We start from the raw sequence: 15,855 nt of genomic DNA, 5'->3' as shown, positions 1-15,855 counted from the left end.
TTATAATCAAATATTCCTAAAGTAGAACAAATGAACCGATTTTTTTGGCTCTATACTAAATGTGGTGGTGATGGTTGATCAAACAAGGTTGTCTTCCTCCCCAAAAAAGCAAAAAAAAGCACTATATTCACTCTCTTTGTTACTCTTAAAGTTGGCACACCAAAGAGAAAAAAGAGGAATATAAGGCATGATCATTCGAAGCAGGGTGTGGAGAACGGACAAGACGTGTCCATAGTTACCGAATACAAAAGTACAAAGAACACGTATAAATGAAAAAGAGATCAGCTTATATGTGAATAAGAGAAGATATCGATGTCTGAGATGTGGGAAGACGTTTTATGAACGGTTGTCTTTTGTAGAACGCTATCAACGTCACACGATAATGTTGGAACAAGAAGCATTAACACTTAGTTCAGAGATGTCGTTCGAATATCCATAAGCTTAGCACAAAAAGTCAAGTTTCTAATAGAGTCTTCAGTTATAGTTAAACATGAGGCTAGGAGGTGTTCAGGTGCTCTATCAAGAGTATGAAAAATCCATTAAGAATACACTAGATTTTATTGAACAGCATTTAACAGACGAATTACCACTACATTCCATTGCAAAGCAAGCCGGTTATTCAAGGTTTCACTTTCACCGCATTTTTCGAAAAGTGATTGGGAAGTCAGTTGTTGATTATGTACGGGAACGAAGAATGACTCAGGCGGCAAGAGATTTAATTATGACAGATAATAGGGTGATTGACATTGCTTTGCAGTACCATTTTGGATCACAAGAGTCTTTTACTAGAGCTTTTAAGAAAACATATGATAGGACGCCAGGACATTATCGGAAATTGCTTCGAAAATTAATGGAAAAAGGGGAGTTTAGTATGAGTAAAAAAAATAATGCACCTGCTGGTTGGATTATGGCAGGGGAATCACCATCTGATTACGAGACCGGATTAGATAACCAAATAGTACATAGTGGTAATTACTCAGCATATTTGATTTCAAAAGATGAAAAAGCACGTGGTTTTGCAACACTGATGCAACAAATTAAATCAGATAGATATCTAGGTGAGCGAATCCGTTTCTCTGCATTTGTAAAAAGTAAGGATGTTAAAGCTCGGCCGGTTTATGGATGAGAATTGACCATTCCTCTGGGGAGGTGCTTGCCTTTGACAATATGATGAATCGCCCGATCAAAGGGACGAATTCATGGAATTATTATAGTGTTGTATTGGATATTCCAGTAAAAAGCGAACTGATAGCGTTCGGAATATTATTACATGGTTCAGGGCAAATTTGGATAGACGATCTTAGTTTTGAGGTTGTAGATGAAAGTGTCCCCGTGACAGATCATAACGCTACAGAAGATTTATCCGATGAGCCAGTTAATCTGAATTTTGAAGATGGTAATAGAGGATGACAACAGGAAAAGGACAAAATCGTCAAATTTGTGAAGATAAGGGGATTAAATCAGTTATGAAAAGAATTTTATTGATACCAACAACTGTTGTTAACACAATTAGCCTTTTGATCGGCCTTGGCTTTTTATTTGGTGAGGATGAAGAAGACAAAGGGTTGTAAGGGAGATTGCCCCATGCCTATTTAATTCAATCAAACGTCATAAGTCGCCCCATTTTTATGCGTTTTCACACATAATAAATACGTATTAATGATTGTTAAGAGATAATGAAACCAGTTGAATGTTCTTGACGTAGGTAGTTCTAGAAATTACAATCGAAGTAGGTCAAAACTGACTGGTCAGTCGGAGATATGTAGAAAAACAGAGGAGTGGAGAAGCGTGACGTTGAAATCAATCGCAACGTGTACTGTTAGTCTTTTTGTCTTGTTTTTAGTAGCTTGTGGTGGAGAAACAGATACAGAAGCAGAACCTGAAGAAATAGTAGTCGCTGTTGAAGAAGTTAAGAAAGGCGATATTATCGGTGAAAACCGTTTTATCGGACAAGTGCAGGCCGGAGGACAACAAGTGATTATGCCAAAGGTGCCTGGTGAAATTGTCGAGGTTCTTGTCGAGAAAGGAGACTACGTCGAGAAAGGAGACATACTTGCCCGCTTAGATAATCAGGATTTGCAACTCCAGCTTGAAGCAGATGAAGCACAGCTTGAGCAGGCTCGTAACGGATTGCGTCGAGCAGAAAATGGAAAGAAGCAGGCACAATCAAATGTAACTCAAGCCGAATCACAGCTTAGTCATGCGAAAAAAGGATTATCTGATGCCAAAGAAGCAAAGGAAGAGTATGAAGAAGAGCTAGAGGCACAAATTGAAGAGGCAGAAAAAATGGTTGAGCGTCTTCGTGAATCGCTAGAAGAGGGTGGTGCTAGCGAAGAACAAGTTGAGCAGGCAGAAGAATTTTTACAAGGGCTGCTCTCTTCACAAACAGGTGGGAATGCCCAAATGAGCTCACAGCAAAGCATCTCCTCGATTGAGGCGACGGTTGAGCAAGCGGAAACAGGTGTAGATGTGGCACGTTCTACGGTTACTGAGGCGGACCTTGCCGTTGAGGAAGCGAAGAGAATGGTCAATCAAGCGAAAAAAGCAGTTGAGCGCTCAGAAGAAAGACTAGATGATGCTGTTATTCGTGCAACCGCTGAAGGAGAAGTGCTAGCAATTGAAGCAAGTGAGGGAGACATTGTTTCACCACAAGCACCATTTGCTCATTTGATCTCACTCGATTCGGTCATTGTGACGTTAAATGTAACAGCTGAACAGTTAAGCTATTTCTCAGTTGAGCAGGAAGTTGAGATTGAAGTAAGTGGAGTATCAGAGTTGCAAACAGGTGAAGTAACGTTTATATCTCCATCTGTCAACGATTCACGCCTTTTCCCAATTGAAATAGAAATTGAAAATACAGATGCTGAAATTCGTCAAGGAATGGTTGCCTCTGTATTTATCGAGGAAGTTCTTGTAGAGGATGAGCAAATTGTACCAACAGAAGCGATCCTAGAAAGCCAAGGTCGTGCGTATGTCTTTGTTGTGGAAGATGGTGCTGTGCGTGAAGTTGAAGTTGAAGTTGTTCGCTTTGACAGTGAGCAATCGGCAATTAGAGGAGAGATCGAGGTAGGAGATCAAGTCGTAATCAAAGGTCAGCATCTCATAGACGATGGCGACTCTGTTCGAATCGTCGAGGAGGTGTAGCATGAAATTAGTAGAAACATCCGTAAAGCGTCCCGTCGGGGTTATTATGATCGTCCTAGCAGCACTAGTACTCGGCGGAATTTCCTTAAAAAATTTAGCAATTGATTTATTCCCAGAAATTGAGGTGCCTGTTGCTGTCATTGCGACCTCTTACCAAGGTGCGGCCCCACAGGAAATGGAGCAGCTTGTTACGAGGCCAATTGAATCAGCAGTAGGCTCTATTGAAGGGGTACAAGCGATCGAATCGATGTCAGCGGCGGGGTCTTCTCTTGTTATCCTACAATTTGATTGGGGACGGAATATCGATGAATCAATGAATGCGATTCGCGAACGTGTTGATCAAGTTGTTGGAGTACTTCCAGAAAATGCTGGACGACCATCGATTTTACGCTTTGATCCACAACAGCTTCCTGTCATGTGGGTCAGTATATCGGGGGCATCACCAGACATTTTACAGCAGTTGGCTGAAACAGAGATTCAACCAGCATTTGAACGAGTTGACGGTGTCGCCTCTGTCTCAATCGAAGGTGGACTCACGCGTGAAATTCAAGTACAAATGGATCAAGCAAAACTTGCTACATATGGCTTAAACGGCTCGCAAATTGCTCAGGCCATTTCTGCAGAAAATCAGTCAATATCTGCTGGAACACTTGAGCGCGGAACACAGGATTTACAATTACGAATTAATGGAGATTTCACGTCGATTGATGATATTGGCAATACACCGTTAATGATTCCGACAGGTGAAACGATTACGGTTAATGATGTTGCAGAAGTAACCGATACGTTCCTTGAACGTGATGTACGCTCAGAAGTAAACGGGTCGGAAGCAGTTGTTTTATCAATAATGAAGCAATCTGATGGAAATACGGTTGCAGTTTCTGACAACATGTATCGTGCAATTGAACAAGTGCAGCAAGATTTAGGAGACAGCCAGTTTACTGTTGATGTCATTATCGATACATCTGAGTTTATTCGACAATCAATTGCGAGTGTCGTCAATAATATGCTACTTGGAGCTCTTCTATCGGTTATTATTCTACTCATATTCCTACGTAGTATCAGAACGACACTAGTTATCGGGATTTCAATACCTATTGCGATTATATCAACGTTTACACTCATGTATTTTACCGGTGAGACATTAAATGTTCTGTCGATGGGTGGTTTGGCACTCGGACTCGGAATGATGGTCGATAGCTCGATTGTTATTTTAGAAAATATATTTAGTAAACGTCAGCAAGGCTATTCAATGATCGAAGCAGCGAAGGAAGGTGGATCGGAGTTAGCATCAGCCGTCCTTGCTTCAACGTTAACGAGTGTGGTCGTTTTCTTGCCGATTGTCTTTGTTGAAGGTTTACCAGCACAAATTTTCCGACCGCTCGCTTTTACGGTCGCATTTGCACTCTTCGCTTCACTGGTCGTGTCGCTGACGTTAATACCGATGCTCTCCTCCAAGCTGTTATCGAAGGTGAAAGTCGGCGAGCCTGAGGAAAAGAAAGGCTTTGACCGTTTATTTGATAAAATAACAAACATTTACGAGCGTGTATTAAAATGGGCACTGAAAAAGAGAAAAACAACGGTTGCCCTCACAATCTTCTCAATTGTTGCTAGTTTAGCACTCACACCATTTATTGGAATGTCCTTTATACCTGAGGCTGATCAAGGCCAAGTTCAAATGAACATCATTGCCCAAACAGGGACAAGGATAGCTGAGCTTGATGAAATGGTTGAGCGAGTGAATGAGACGCTCGAACCATATGAAGAGATCATTGAAACAAGATATTCAATGATTGGTGGTAGCTCACAAGGAATGGGCGGTGGCTCAAGTGAAATAGAGGTCATTATCCAGCTCGTCGAACCGTCTGAACGGAGTATGACAACGGAAGAATTCGTTCAGTCCTTAGGTGATGAGATGACTGATTTGCCTGGGGCAGAGACGACAATTACAGCTGTAGGTGCGGGTCTAGGTGGAGGTTCTCCGATTCAAATTAACATTAGTGGACCTGAGATGGATGTCCTAGAGGATTTGGCTCAGCAAGTCATGTGGATGATTGAAGATAATGAAGGAATCACAAATGTTGACAGTACGATTTCGGAAGGAAGACCAGAGCTACAAATTGTTGTTGACCGCGATATGGCAGCTCAATATGGTTTATCACAACAGCAAGTTATGAGTGAAATCATGCTCGGCTATAGTGGTCAAGTGGCAACTCGTTACCGTGAGGAGGGTAAAGAATTTGATGTTCGGGTCATTTTACCAGATGATCAGCGTCAAACCATTCAAGATATTGAAACGATGATGATTCATAATCAACAAGGAACCGAAATCCCGCTTTCAAGTATCGCGGAGTTACAGCAAATTCAAGGTCCTACGGAAATCAACCGAAGCAATCAGCAACGAGAAGTACGGGTGACAAGTGACTTAGTTGGTGTAGACCTTGGAACAGCTACAACGCAAATTGAAGCTCAGCTTGAGCGAATGCATAAGCCAGACGGATATAATTTATCACTTGGCGGACAATCGCAAGAAATGATCGATGCCTTTGAACAGCTGGCCTTAGCGTTCTTTTTATCAATCTTTTTAGTGTATATGGTTATGGCGATTCAATTTGAATCCTTCTTATTCCCATTTATCATCATGTTCTCGTTACCTACGATGATTGTCGGGGTTCTTGGCGGTCTATTTATTACAAATGAACCACTTAGTGTTCCAGCCTTCGTCGGGGTCATCATGCTCGCCGGAATCGTCGTGAACAACGCGATCGTGCTCGTTAGTTATATTAACATTTTGCGGGAAAAAGGAATGGATCGCACCGAAGCAATTATTGAATCAGGTCGGTCACGTTTACGTCCAATTTTCATGACGACGTTAACGACTGCATTAGCGATGGTACCACTTGCACTCGGCATAGGCCAAGGTGCAGAAGCACAAACACCAATGGCGGTCGTAATCATTTTCGGTTTGATGGCTTCAACGGTGTTCACGCTAATTTTAATACCGGTCATGTACATTTTCTTTGATAATTTATCAAAACGAATGGGATCATTCTCTTTTAAACGAAAGAGGGAGGTCGATTCAATTGAAGAATAAGGAAACAAAACGCGAAAAAAATTTTAAAAGCCGCTTTTCATGTTTTTCTAAGAGATGGTTACGAACGGGCAACAATGCAGGAAATTGCCAACTCGGCAGGAGTGGGAAAAGGAACGACCTATGAATATTTCGAAAGCAAGCAGTCGCTTTTATTTGAAGTCGTACAAGAGGCCTTCCGTTTCTTCCTTAAGAAATTAGTTCAGGAGACAGAGAAGCCAGGAACAGTCCGTGAAAAGGTTGAACGTCTATATGAATGTAATTTATTCTTCTTTCAACAAGAAGTGCAATTTCGAGATTTCATGCTAAGTGACTTCGGTAAGATGCCGGAAGAACTTCATGATTGGCTTCGCGAGCAACAAGGAATGTTCATTGATAAACTCGCAATGGTCATAGAAGAAGGGAAGGAAGCAGGAGAACTAGGAGATCATGTTCATCCAAAGGTAGCAGCTAGCACACTTATTCATAGTATGAAAGTAATCTATTTCTACCCAGCTACAGAAAAAGAGACTCATCAAGAAGTGGTAAAAACTCAAGTAGATCTACTATTTCAAGGATTAAAAAAGCATTAACACAAAAGACAGAACCATTGCCGGTTCTGTCTTTTGTGTAGTTTCCAATGGGCTACTAATAAGGTTTTAAGCAAGCCTAATAAGGTGAAATTGGCAGCAACTGAGGAGGAATCTATTTGGAATTAGCACTATAGTAGTAACAAAATTAACGCGAGAAGCTCTGTGACCCCCTAAATTTTCTAAACAATAAATAATACAAAAGTCGAAATAAGTCGAATAATATAGGTTATCATAATGATATAGAATCTTGTATACTAGTTATAAAGTCATAAAATTCCGGCTTTGTTGAAATTTATCTCAAGTATTAGGAGGTTTAGTGTAGGTCTAATTACTTGAATCATTCAAGAATGAGGAGGAAAGTTTATGGAAGCAAATCAAGGTATGAAAATGAATTTGCAATTAAAGGTAACGGCATTACTTACATTACTAATTTTTGTTATAACAAGTGTTAGTACAACATTAACTGGTATAGTACATAATTATATTGAAAACTCAACTGCTGTTATGGTTGTGACGACATTTATCATGATCGTAATAGGGGCAATTGGGAGTTTTTTCATTATTCATTTTCTAATAAAAAAACCACTCACAAAATTAACAGAGATTGCTCTAGCCCTAAAGAACAATGATTACGAAAAACGTATTCACATTCGTACAGGCGATGAGCTTCAGCAGCTAGGTGAGGTATTTAATGCAACAGCTGAGCAAATGCAGTTTCTCGTAGACGAATTACAATCATCGAGTAATCAACTAGCTAAGCAGTCGAATGGAATGATACAAGCATTAGTAGAAACACAACAATCAATTGAACAAGTCGCATCAACGACGGAGCAATTTTCAATGTCGGCTGAAACGATGACAAAGGATGTTCAGCTTGTAGTTGAAGAAACGCAAGCGACGAATGATGAGATTAAAAGCTTTGCTAGTCGTGTCGACCAAGTCGACCAGTCGGCAACAGATGTGTATACGTTAATGAAAGAAGGACAGAAAACAGTACAAGCATCAATGGAAAAAGTTCAAACAACTCAAACGAATTTTACGCAAACGGCAACGGGCGTTAGACGGTTAAGTGAAAAATCACGTGAGATTAATGAGATTATTGAGCTGATCACGTCGATTGCTGAACAAACAAATTTATTAGCACTGAATGCATCTATTGAAGCAGCACGTGCAGGAGAGCATGGGAAAGGATTTGCCGTTGTAGCTGATGAAGTACGTAATTTAGCTACGCAATCCCAGCAATCAATTGGACAAATTCATCAGCATATTACCGCCATCCAACAAGAAGTAGAGAAAATGGTACAAGACATTCGGGAAAATGAAGCAGATATGAATGGCATCGTTAAAGAAATGCAAGGAACTGAGCAAGTCATTACATCAATCGGTCATGAAACAGGCGATATAAAAGAGCAAACCACTGCGATGAAGCAAGTGATGACTGAGCTGGTTAATCGTGGGGAGCGTGTTAATGAATTAATGATAAATACTGCACAACGTGTTGATGATGCACAGGCTGGAACAGAAGAAATTGCAGCGACTACGGAAGAACAGCTTTCGACAGCGACTCAACTGACAGAAATGGGGAATAAACTCGAAAGTATGTCGGTTTCTCTAAACGAAATAGTCAAAAAGATTGGTATAAAGGCATAAACTTTTCCACAAGAATGACCGTGAAGATCACGATCATTTTTGTGGATTATTATTTAATAAACGTGAAAAGTGTGCATAACCTTGTGGATAAGAATGCCTTTATACACAAAATAATTAGAAAATTCGGCTTACTGTTGATAGTTGTGAATTATTCCCCGATATAAAGCTCACCTTTTTCTTTGGCAGCTCTTAATTTTTTTATTGCTTTCTTTCGCCATGTGCCAACCGTATTAGTCGAAACCCCTCGTTCCTTCGCGATTTGTGCTGGCTTTTTGTCATAGATAATCGTGTCGATAAACCATTGAGCTTCGCGTTTGCTCAAAAATGCAGTATACTCCTCAAGCTGCCTATCTAGCAGTTCCGAAACAGCACAATTTCTATCTTTAATGTAATGGAAGAGGACATCATTACTATAAATATGATGCTTATGATGCTGCCCTTCCTTCCGTAAATGGTCCAGTAGATGTCCACGCACTCGCAGCATTGCAATCGTAGCAAAACTACCTTTTTCTTTATCATATTGTTGATATGCTTTCCAAAGGCCAATTAAACCGATTTGAAAAAAATCATCCCAGTCACGATAAATGTGCAGCTTATTGATTTGCCCTCCAATTAGAGGTGCATACTTTTTGGCAACTTCCTGAAAAGACATTCCTTCAACCATTTTCGTACATCCTTCTAGAAGTGCACTTCTTCAAATTACCGGTACATTCACGATACATAAATAAAGAGAATCGTGCATGGAGTGAAATGTTATATTTGCTTGTTTATATGAGAAGGAAATGAGCGTTTTCCCTTAGGTGAAAAACCCTTTTTCGATAGATAAAAATTGATAAAATAGAAAAAAATACAAAAATCGTGTGTAAGTGGAGAAACGTGTTACAATAGAAGACAAATATAGGATATGTAAATGGAGTGAACGTAATGAAATGGATTCAAACAGCAGTGATACTGCTGCTAATACTGAGTGGCTGTCAGCAAGCGACGGAACCACCAGTTGAGGAAGAGCAAGATCCAGAGCCCGAAGAAACAGCGGTTGAACAGGAGCATGAGGAAGAGCCTATACCACCTCCAGTTGAAGAAGAGACGACAATCACACTCGGAGCGATCGGCGATGTATTGCTGCATGAACGCTTATATGAAACGGCAGAGGTTGAGGACGGCTATGATTTTATGCGAATGTTAGAACCTGTTAACCACCTTTTAGAAGAACCAGATTTCATGATGGCGAACCAGGAATCGCTGCCAGGTGGAGAGGAATTGGGATTATCAACATATCCGACCTTTAATAGTCCGCAGGAAATTGCTCGTGATTTACAGCTAGCTGGTGTTGATATGGTTTCTGTTGCAAACAATCACACGTTAGATCGTGGTTTACAATTAGTATATAATTCGATTGATTATTATGATGAAATCGGCCTTCATTACGTTGGAGCATATCGGGATCAAGACGACCGTGAGCGCATGCGAATTATTGATGTTGACGGCATCAGCTCGGTATTCTAGCTTATACATACGGAACAAATGGAATTCCTGTACCAGAAGGACATGACTATGTCGTTGCGTTGATCGATGATGAACAAATGCAAGAAGATGTAGAAGAGTTGCGCGATCAAGTCGATATTTTAATCGTCCACATGCATTGGGGAGCTGAATATATTCTTGAGCCGAGTGAGGATCAGCTTCATCAAGCGAACCTACTTGCCAAAGCTGGTGTTGATATCATTTTCGGCCATCATCCTCACGTACTCCAACCGATTGATGTGATTGAGCAAGAGGATGGCCATGAAACGACTGTATTTTATTCGCTCGGAAACTTTTTATCTGGTCAGAACTTTGACTATACTGACATTGGTGGAATCGCGACAGTTGATGTAACGAAAGTCACACTTGATGATGAGCTCATCTCACTAAAAGTCCATTCGCCACACATTGAACCAACGGTCGTAACAAGAGAAGAGGGAAGTTATCGCGTGCGTGAGCTAGCTGAAGTCGGGGCATCACCTATTAATGGAAGTACTTTTGAAGAAATGAGCGAGCATGTTGTTCAATATTTAGAGTAAATTAATACGGAGCTTTTCGCTGATGGCGGAGGCTTCTTTTTTATATTAGTAGCAGTTATTTTGGTGTTTTGGAGTGATTTAATAAAAGGACTAACAGGAACAAATTAATACCAACAATAAATCGCCCTCAATAATTCTTAGTAGAATTAGTTTGAGGGCGATTTTTATTAAGTTATTTAAATATAATATCATTCAATCTTGAAAGAATATTGAGTAAAAAAATATCCTTACTTTTTCTCCTCTAATTTTCGCCAATGCAGCATTCGTCGTCTTTTTTCAATGAGGCTTACATAAAATAGGTGGAAAATCATCAGTGCCAGACAGGCTCCAAGAGAATTAATTAAAACATCGAACAGGCTAGCAGTTCGCTCTGGTAAAAATGCTTGATGATATTCATCAAGGGCACCGTAAATCGTCGCAAGCCCCCAGGCGAGATAATAGCGGTATTTCCGGCGTCGAAGGGAATCTAATGCCATAAAGAAAAATATGGCCAATAACCCAAATGAAGTTATATGAACCCCTTTACGAAAGAAATAGTTAACGATCTCAGGGTCAATAAAAACAATAAATTGAAAGAAGGATTCTGTTGATTGACCAGTTAAGCTAGGCTGACGAGTAGCAACCGCAATTGCAATACACCAAACAAGGGCAATAAACCACCATTTGTTGAGTTTATGCACGTTGGTCACCGTAAGCTTTTTGATAGTGCTCAATCATCTTTTGTGTTGTAGGTATGATTTGTTCAGGAAGGGCATCTAATGAGAAATAGCCTAGATCTTTACTTTCTTCATCGATTCGCAAAAATCCACTAACCTCTTTAGTTATAAAAGAGACGATGACATTATACACTTCATCACCATTTGGATATTGAAAGTAGAAATCTTCACCTGAAAATACTTTGAACAACTCTAGCTTATGAACGGTTAATCCGGTCTCTTCTTTTAACTCGCGACGGGCTGCTTCTTCAATCGACTCCCCAAGTTCCATAAAGCCTCCAGGTAATCCCCAGTTATTAGTATCCGCCCGATGCTGCAGCAAAATCCGGTCCTTATCATCAACGACGATAATAGAAGCCGCTGTTAAAATTAAAGGCTGTGCCCCAGCAATTGAACGAATATGCTGTATGTAATCCATGTTACAACACTCCCTCATGGTTTAATTATACATTTTATCACAATGGAAGTCATAAGAAATATTTACCAATGGGGGCACAATGGGGGTCAGACCCTTTTTTAGTGACTTTAACCAAATCCGTATAAGATAACTGTTATAGAACTGTAAAAAGTGCTGTGCATCTTCATTTGTAAGACTAGTATTAACTAAATAGAAATAATCACGAAGAGAATGGTAATGAGCATTACGTGAAACAGACCCACATGAAGGACAAAGCCACTTTCCACGGTTGCGAGAAAGGGGGAGAGAGTCACAAGTGGGACAGTGCACGCCCGGCATGGGGGTCAGACCCCAATCATGTACAGCAGGTGTATGTGATTGTAAAAGTAGTTCCTTCAATTGTAAAACTTGACGATCGGAATAGAGAGAACGTTGATAGAATTGTTCGTAGCGTTGGATCATTTGTGGGAGATAAGCTTTGTGGATGACATAGTTGGAGATTGATTCATATCCTGATTTCGTTTGGATTTGAGAGTGCTTGGAGCTGATCACAACAAGTGGGAGTAGTGGAATGTCTGAGAACTGATAAGAGGAGAGCCATCGTCTAAATTGCATAACCTGTCGTTCATTTTGAACAATAGGATCGGGAAATGTTTCTGTTTCCCCTTCTAACGTTCGGATCAACTGGTGAAAGGTGGGGGCGAAATAAAGCTGACCGGCAATATTTTTACTTCTATAATTACTATAAAACGTGAGCATAAAATGAGCAAATCAAACTGTGCAAAGTACTCACCGATGGGCAAACGCACATCATGAAAAACCAAGTACTCATCTTGATCTATCAAACTCAGCTCATATGCTAGCGACTGCTCTCCCTTAAAGCCAGCCACCCGCCTACGCCATTGCTCCTTAATATCAGCCTGTCGTTCATGCTGTCTTGGCAATCGCCTTCTTAAAGCATCAAGCTGAAAAAGAATGGGAGGAACTCGCAAAGGCTTTACTATCATTGCCTCACTCCTTTCAATTGCTACTTCGTTAATGATGTAATTCGCCGTTTGGATGAGTTACTCCTTCTCATTGAGGAGGAATTTATTTGAATAAATTCGCGAATGTGTGTGTGAAAGCGTTGTATTAAATGGTGAAAACGCTCTAACAATGCGTGAGAACGTTACAAAAACGGAGGAAAACGCTTCCTAACCATGTGAAAACGCGTACACGAGCAATTACGACAAATTCCGCACGCAACATCACGCAACATCAAAAAGGGGTCTGACCCCTGCCCCCCCACCTCCCACGTATGCCTTTCTAAATCATTGGCTACAATGATGCTAGAAAGAGAAAAGGAGTTGAGGATCATGTGGAAAGCATTTGGTGCAGGGTTGGCCTTTGTGTTCCTATTACTAATCGGTGCAGGCTATTTAGGCTATCAATCATACAATGACGATTACGCGACTTATGCTACCGAGCAGCATCCGAAAAAAAGCGAGAACCAGCTGCAAACGAAAGAGGTAACAGCTGACATGTGGAAGCAAGAGGATGCGATGCCAGCAAGTACTATCCCGCAAGCTCAGGAGGTACAAACACTCGTTGCAACGGCACGCGGAGAGACAGTAGAGGCACTCGTTGCTAGAATGACAGGGTCTGAGCTAATCGAAGTATACAATATTGCCAAAGCTGGTATTGATGAGGAAGCCGAGAAGCAAATACACGATACGCTTGAAAAACGCTTCACCACTGAAGAAATTGATACGATCATCTCATTCGGCCTTAGTGAAATGGAGCATATGATGCAATAGCTTCATAGAACCGAGCACTAAATATACTTGAAAAAAGCCCTTAAAGGAGAAATCCAATCCTTCTAAGGGCATCCTACATATACTTTACCTTTCAATAGTAATCTGAATAAATGTCTTCAATGTTTCACCTGGCTTCACACATACGAGCTCATTTTTACGATGAAATTCACCGTTCTTCGCCATCCAAGGCTCAACGCAGACAAAGTCCTTGCCTTCCTCTGTCCAAAACACGACATACGGGAACTCGTCACCATAGCTCAATCGTACTTTTGCTTCAATCTCCGGCAGTTCAAATACAACATAACTCTGCTCTGTATCAAGTAAAGCGATTGATTCCTTTAGGCCGTTCAAATCAACGACACCATCAAATGGCTTCACGTCATGATCATTGTAATCTAGCATAATCGTCGCGTCACTTTCAACGACTATTGCCTTCTCTGCTGTACGAAAATACGGATGGAAGCCAGCGTACATCGGCATCTGCTCCTCCGATAGATTCGTATAATTTTGCTCAATAATTAAGCCTTCATTGTTAAGGCGATACGTGAACTCAAGCTTAAAGTCAAACGGATACGCAGCCTTGGTCACATCATTACTCGTTAAGCGAAGCGTCACGGTGTCCTCGTCCTGTGTCACAACCTCCCACGGTAAATTTCGTGCAAAGCCATGATTATTCATCGTATATGTCTGTGTGCCCCACTCATACTGCTTTTCTTCTAACTGACCACTAATGGGAAAAAGGATGGGAATCCCGCCACGTACATTTGCCTCTAAGTCATCTAACGTGTCCTTATTTAAATAGAGTATATCATGCCCTTCAAGCTGCAAACGTGTTACGATCCCACCTCGTTCAGGAATCAATTCAGCTAAATCTGTACCATTCCTCAGTGTAAAGGTTTTCATTAAATCATACCCCCAAATAAAAACGTTTGTCTTACTATCATAATCTTCTGACAAAAAAAGTCTAGTATTAGAGAACACTTTAGGGAAAATTTCCTATATCAACACCGTCCAAAAAGAAAATCTCACGTTGACGACAATGACACCCCGATAAGGAAATGTTAATGACCCATGAAATTGAACAGAAAAAAAGGCTTACTGCACAAGAGCCTAAAATGGTCCTGCACGAACGTAATGGGGTTTATGAATTTTACGGTAAATTTAAAAAATTTGAAAGTATCGATGAATGCTATTACAGATACCACAAAAGCTATCTTATTAACCTCGATAAAAAGAGTTACAACAGAATTCCTCAAGTTTCGATTCTCGGAATAATAATAATTAAAACAAAAAAATGTAAGTCGCTTGAATAAACAGATAGGCCAATGTCTTTTTACTTATAATCTTGTCTATTTGTCGGAGCTTTTGTCGAACCTATTAACTGAAACAGTTTAATATTGTAATATGTAGTTAGTCTAAAAGTAGGGGAAGTTATGGGCACAAAGACGAGTTCACATATTGCAGTTGAAGTTGAAAAGTTACGTACCATAATGATTTATACGGGATTAACAAAAGGATTAGATCACCCAGAGACACTTATGTACAGTCAAAAATTGGACGAGTATTTGAATTGTTTACTAGCGGAAAACAATGACAAAGAGAAAAGAGAATAATTGTGATGTTTATTCCACACTTACTAACATTAATCGGTTAGTTGGTGTGGATTTTGTTTTAAAAGGTATTCTGATTATCGTGTGGAAATTACTATTCCCACTTATTCATTATTTACTCTTACATATTTAATATAATAATTTATCTATTTAATTCTTTTTCTCTCTGAATAATTTTCTTATTAATATTATCAACACAAGTCATTAAAGATTTTTTATCTGGAAATACCTGGTATCCCCTCCGTCTAAATAATGGTTCGTTGTACATACCTAAATGTTGTCCTTTAATGAAATTTTCATTTTGATCTTCTATATATAAATCTATAAAATCACCATATCTGTTATTCTTTACAAAATTTTCTCCTGGTCTCACTAATATAAAATTTCCTGGAGTATGCGTTAATTTTGCGAAATCCTGCATACTCTGTAATGCGTCTTTATCGCAATTGTCTTCTAATTGACGAAACAATTCTTCTTGAAAGAAAATAAGATGACTATATAAAATCAGTTGGTTATCATATGCAATGTTTTTATGACATTCCTTTAACTTTTTATATGTTGAATGAATTATTAATTCGCTTAAAAGGTTCTTAGTGTATTCCGTTTTCAATCTAATATTGTCTCTATCATTACCCTCTTTTCTTGGAAATATATCTGGCAAATAAAAATTGAGAAATCGTTTAAATAGTTCCGCATATGAGTTTGCTGTATCTGGACTCCAATTTGCTTTTTTCTCTGCCAATCATTAACTAATTCGGATGGTACAAACGAAGGTAGATTAAGTTTACCAAAAAAGGCTTTATCACAATCAGACTG

The 15,855-nt window shown here is 39.8% G+C and carries 17 protein-coding genes and 3 pseudogenes; 14 read left to right on the top strand and 6 right to left on the bottom strand.

Annotated features, from left to right (window positions below; translation table 11 throughout):
• Window positions 1-206: 206 nt before the first annotated feature.
• The 10 genes and pseudogenes from JCM19034_RS23550 to JCM19034_RS17395 form a co-directional block, all read left to right on the top strand.
• Window positions 207-379, top strand: a pseudogene (locus JCM19034_RS23550) (transposase family protein); the annotation flags it as partial.
• Entirely contained in the window at window positions 380-439 is a 60-nt protein-coding gene (locus tag JCM19034_RS25310) for a hypothetical protein (protein ID WP_370622177.1), read from the top strand.
• 72 nt (window positions 440-511) lie between these two features.
• On the top strand, window positions 512-1,126 hold the full coding sequence (locus tag JCM19034_RS17415; protein ID WP_231687018.1) for a helix-turn-helix domain-containing protein: 615 nt from the start codon (window positions 512-514) through the stop codon (window positions 1,124-1,126).
• Window positions 1,123-1,410, top strand: coding sequence for a hypothetical protein (locus JCM19034_RS23545; RefSeq protein WP_231687017.1), 288 nt, complete (start codon window positions 1,123-1,125; stop codon window positions 1,408-1,410). Before JCM19034_RS17415 ends, JCM19034_RS23545 begins: the two co-directional genes overlap by 4 nt.
• The gene (locus JCM19034_RS21990; protein WP_156324044.1) at window positions 1,407-1,571 is read left to right on the top strand and encodes a hypothetical protein; all 165 of its coding nucleotides are present in this window, start codon (window positions 1,407-1,409) and stop codon (window positions 1,569-1,571) included. The genes JCM19034_RS23545 and JCM19034_RS21990 overlap by 4 nt, the downstream gene beginning before the upstream one ends.
• A gap of 217 nt (window positions 1,572-1,788) precedes the next feature.
• The gene (locus JCM19034_RS17410; RefSeq protein WP_062051775.1) at window positions 1,789-3,144 is read left to right on the top strand and encodes an efflux RND transporter periplasmic adaptor subunit; all 1,356 of its coding nucleotides are present in this window, start codon (window positions 1,789-1,791) and stop codon (window positions 3,142-3,144) included.
• Between the two features lies 1 nt (window position 3,145).
• Entirely contained in the window at window positions 3,146-6,238 is a 3,093-nt protein-coding gene (locus tag JCM19034_RS17405; RefSeq protein ID WP_062051772.1) for an efflux RND transporter permease subunit, read from the top strand.
• Window positions 6,235-6,807, top strand: a complete 573-nt coding sequence (locus JCM19034_RS23540; RefSeq protein ID WP_082394185.1) for a TetR/AcrR family transcriptional regulator — start codon at window positions 6,235-6,237, stop codon at window positions 6,805-6,807. The genes JCM19034_RS17405 and JCM19034_RS23540 overlap by 4 nt, the downstream gene beginning before the upstream one ends.
• 363 nt (window positions 6,808-7,170) lie before the next feature.
• Window positions 7,171-7,509, top strand: a pseudogene (locus tag JCM19034_RS25305) (HAMP domain-containing protein); the annotation flags it as partial.
• A gap of 6 nt (window positions 7,510-7,515) precedes the next feature.
• Entirely contained in the window at window positions 7,516-8,457 is a 942-nt protein-coding gene (locus tag JCM19034_RS17395) for a methyl-accepting chemotaxis protein (RefSeq protein WP_370622176.1), read from the top strand.
• A gap of 148 nt (window positions 8,458-8,605) precedes the next feature.
• Here the strand turns inward: JCM19034_RS17395 and JCM19034_RS17390 are convergent, their stop codons facing one another.
• On the bottom strand, window positions 8,606-9,121 hold the full coding sequence (locus tag JCM19034_RS17390) for a sigma-70 family RNA polymerase sigma factor (protein ID WP_062051767.1): 516 nt from the start codon (window positions 9,119-9,121) through the stop codon (window positions 8,606-8,608).
• 260 nt (window positions 9,122-9,381) lie between these two features.
• Here JCM19034_RS17390 and JCM19034_RS25300 point away from each other — a divergent pair.
• Window positions 9,382-10,520 (top strand): annotated as a pseudogene (locus tag JCM19034_RS25300) (CapA family protein).
• Between the two features lie 227 nt (window positions 10,521-10,747).
• Here JCM19034_RS25300 and JCM19034_RS17375 read toward each other — a convergent pair.
• The 3 genes from JCM19034_RS17375 to JCM19034_RS17360 form a co-directional block, all read right to left on the bottom strand.
• Window positions 10,748-11,200 carry a VanZ family protein gene (locus JCM19034_RS17375; RefSeq protein ID WP_062051759.1) on the bottom strand — a complete coding sequence of 151 codons (453 nt, stop codon included), beginning with the start codon at window positions 11,198-11,200 and terminating at the stop codon, window positions 10,748-10,750.
• Entirely contained in the window at window positions 11,193-11,654 is a 462-nt protein-coding gene (locus JCM19034_RS17370; protein WP_062051757.1) for an NUDIX hydrolase, read from the bottom strand. The genes JCM19034_RS17375 and JCM19034_RS17370 overlap by 8 nt, the downstream gene beginning before the upstream one ends.
• A gap of 659 nt (window positions 11,655-12,313) precedes the next feature.
• Complete coding sequence (locus tag JCM19034_RS17360) at window positions 12,314-12,640, bottom strand: nuclease-related domain-containing protein (RefSeq protein WP_062051753.1); 327 nt, start codon at window positions 12,638-12,640, stop codon at window positions 12,314-12,316.
• A gap of 348 nt (window positions 12,641-12,988) precedes the next feature.
• On the opposite strand from JCM19034_RS17360, the gene JCM19034_RS17355 reads away from it, so the two are divergent.
• Complete coding sequence (locus JCM19034_RS17355; protein WP_062051751.1) at window positions 12,989-13,429, top strand: hypothetical protein; 441 nt, start codon at window positions 12,989-12,991, stop codon at window positions 13,427-13,429.
• 84 nt (window positions 13,430-13,513) lie between these two features.
• Here JCM19034_RS17355 and JCM19034_RS17350 read toward each other — a convergent pair whose 3' ends face one another.
• Complete coding sequence (locus tag JCM19034_RS17350) at window positions 13,514-14,332, bottom strand: hypothetical protein (protein WP_062051749.1); 819 nt, start codon at window positions 14,330-14,332, stop codon at window positions 13,514-13,516.
• Between the two features lie 155 nt (window positions 14,333-14,487).
• Between JCM19034_RS17350 and JCM19034_RS17345 the strand changes: the two genes are divergently transcribed.
• Window positions 14,488-14,742, top strand: a complete 255-nt coding sequence (locus JCM19034_RS17345) for a LytTR family transcriptional regulator DNA-binding domain-containing protein (RefSeq protein ID WP_082394181.1) — start codon at window positions 14,488-14,490, stop codon at window positions 14,740-14,742.
• A gap of 120 nt (window positions 14,743-14,862) precedes the next feature.
• Window positions 14,863-15,042 (top strand): aspartyl-phosphate phosphatase Spo0E family protein, encoded by a 180-nt coding sequence (locus JCM19034_RS17340; protein ID WP_062051743.1) that lies wholly within the window; start codon window positions 14,863-14,865, stop codon window positions 15,040-15,042.
• A gap of 139 nt (window positions 15,043-15,181) precedes the next feature.
• Here the strand turns inward: JCM19034_RS17340 and JCM19034_RS17335 are convergent, their stop codons facing one another.
• Window positions 15,182-15,781 carry a hypothetical protein gene (locus JCM19034_RS17335; protein ID WP_156324042.1) on the bottom strand — a complete coding sequence of 200 codons (600 nt, stop codon included), beginning with the start codon at window positions 15,779-15,781 and terminating at the stop codon, window positions 15,182-15,184.
• Window positions 15,782-15,855 lie beyond the last annotated feature (74 nt).

The sequence above is a fragment of the Bacillus sp. JCM 19034 genome (assembly GCF_001310635.1).
Taxonomy (GTDB): Bacteria; Bacillota; Bacilli; order Bacillales; family Bacillaceae_D; genus Halalkalibacter.
This window is presented reverse-complemented; position numbering and strand designations above follow the sequence as displayed.

Coding starts and splice junctions, on each gene's coding strand:
- JCM19034_RS17370 (WP_062051757.1), bottom strand. CDS start 11,654: ATGGATTACATACAGCATATTCGTTCAATTGCTGGGGCACAGCCTTTA.
- JCM19034_RS17395 (WP_370622176.1), top strand. CDS start 7,516: ATGCAGTTTCTCGTAGACGAATTACAATCATCGAGTAATCAACTAGCT.
- JCM19034_RS17340 (WP_062051743.1), top strand. CDS start 14,863: ATGGGCACAAAGACGAGTTCACATATTGCAGTTGAAGTTGAAAAGTTA.
- JCM19034_RS17390 (WP_062051767.1), bottom strand. CDS start 9,121: ATGGTTGAAGGAATGTCTTTTCAGGAAGTTGCCAAAAAGTATGCACCT.
- JCM19034_RS17405 (WP_062051772.1), top strand. CDS start 3,146: ATGAAATTAGTAGAAACATCCGTAAAGCGTCCCGTCGGGGTTATTATG.
- JCM19034_RS21990 (WP_156324044.1), top strand. CDS start 1,407: ATGACAACAGGAAAAGGACAAAATCGTCAAATTTGTGAAGATAAGGGG.
- JCM19034_RS17355 (WP_062051751.1), top strand. CDS start 12,989: ATGTGGAAAGCATTTGGTGCAGGGTTGGCCTTTGTGTTCCTATTACTA.
- JCM19034_RS17360 (WP_062051753.1), bottom strand. CDS start 12,640: ATGATAGTAAAGCCTTTGCGAGTTCCTCCCATTCTTTTTCAGCTTGAT.
- JCM19034_RS17350 (WP_062051749.1), bottom strand. CDS start 14,332: ATGAAAACCTTTACACTGAGGAATGGTACAGATTTAGCTGAATTGATT.
- JCM19034_RS23545 (WP_231687017.1), top strand. CDS start 1,123: ATGAGAATTGACCATTCCTCTGGGGAGGTGCTTGCCTTTGACAATATG.
- JCM19034_RS17345 (WP_082394181.1), top strand. CDS start 14,488: ATGTTAATGACCCATGAAATTGAACAGAAAAAAAGGCTTACTGCACAA.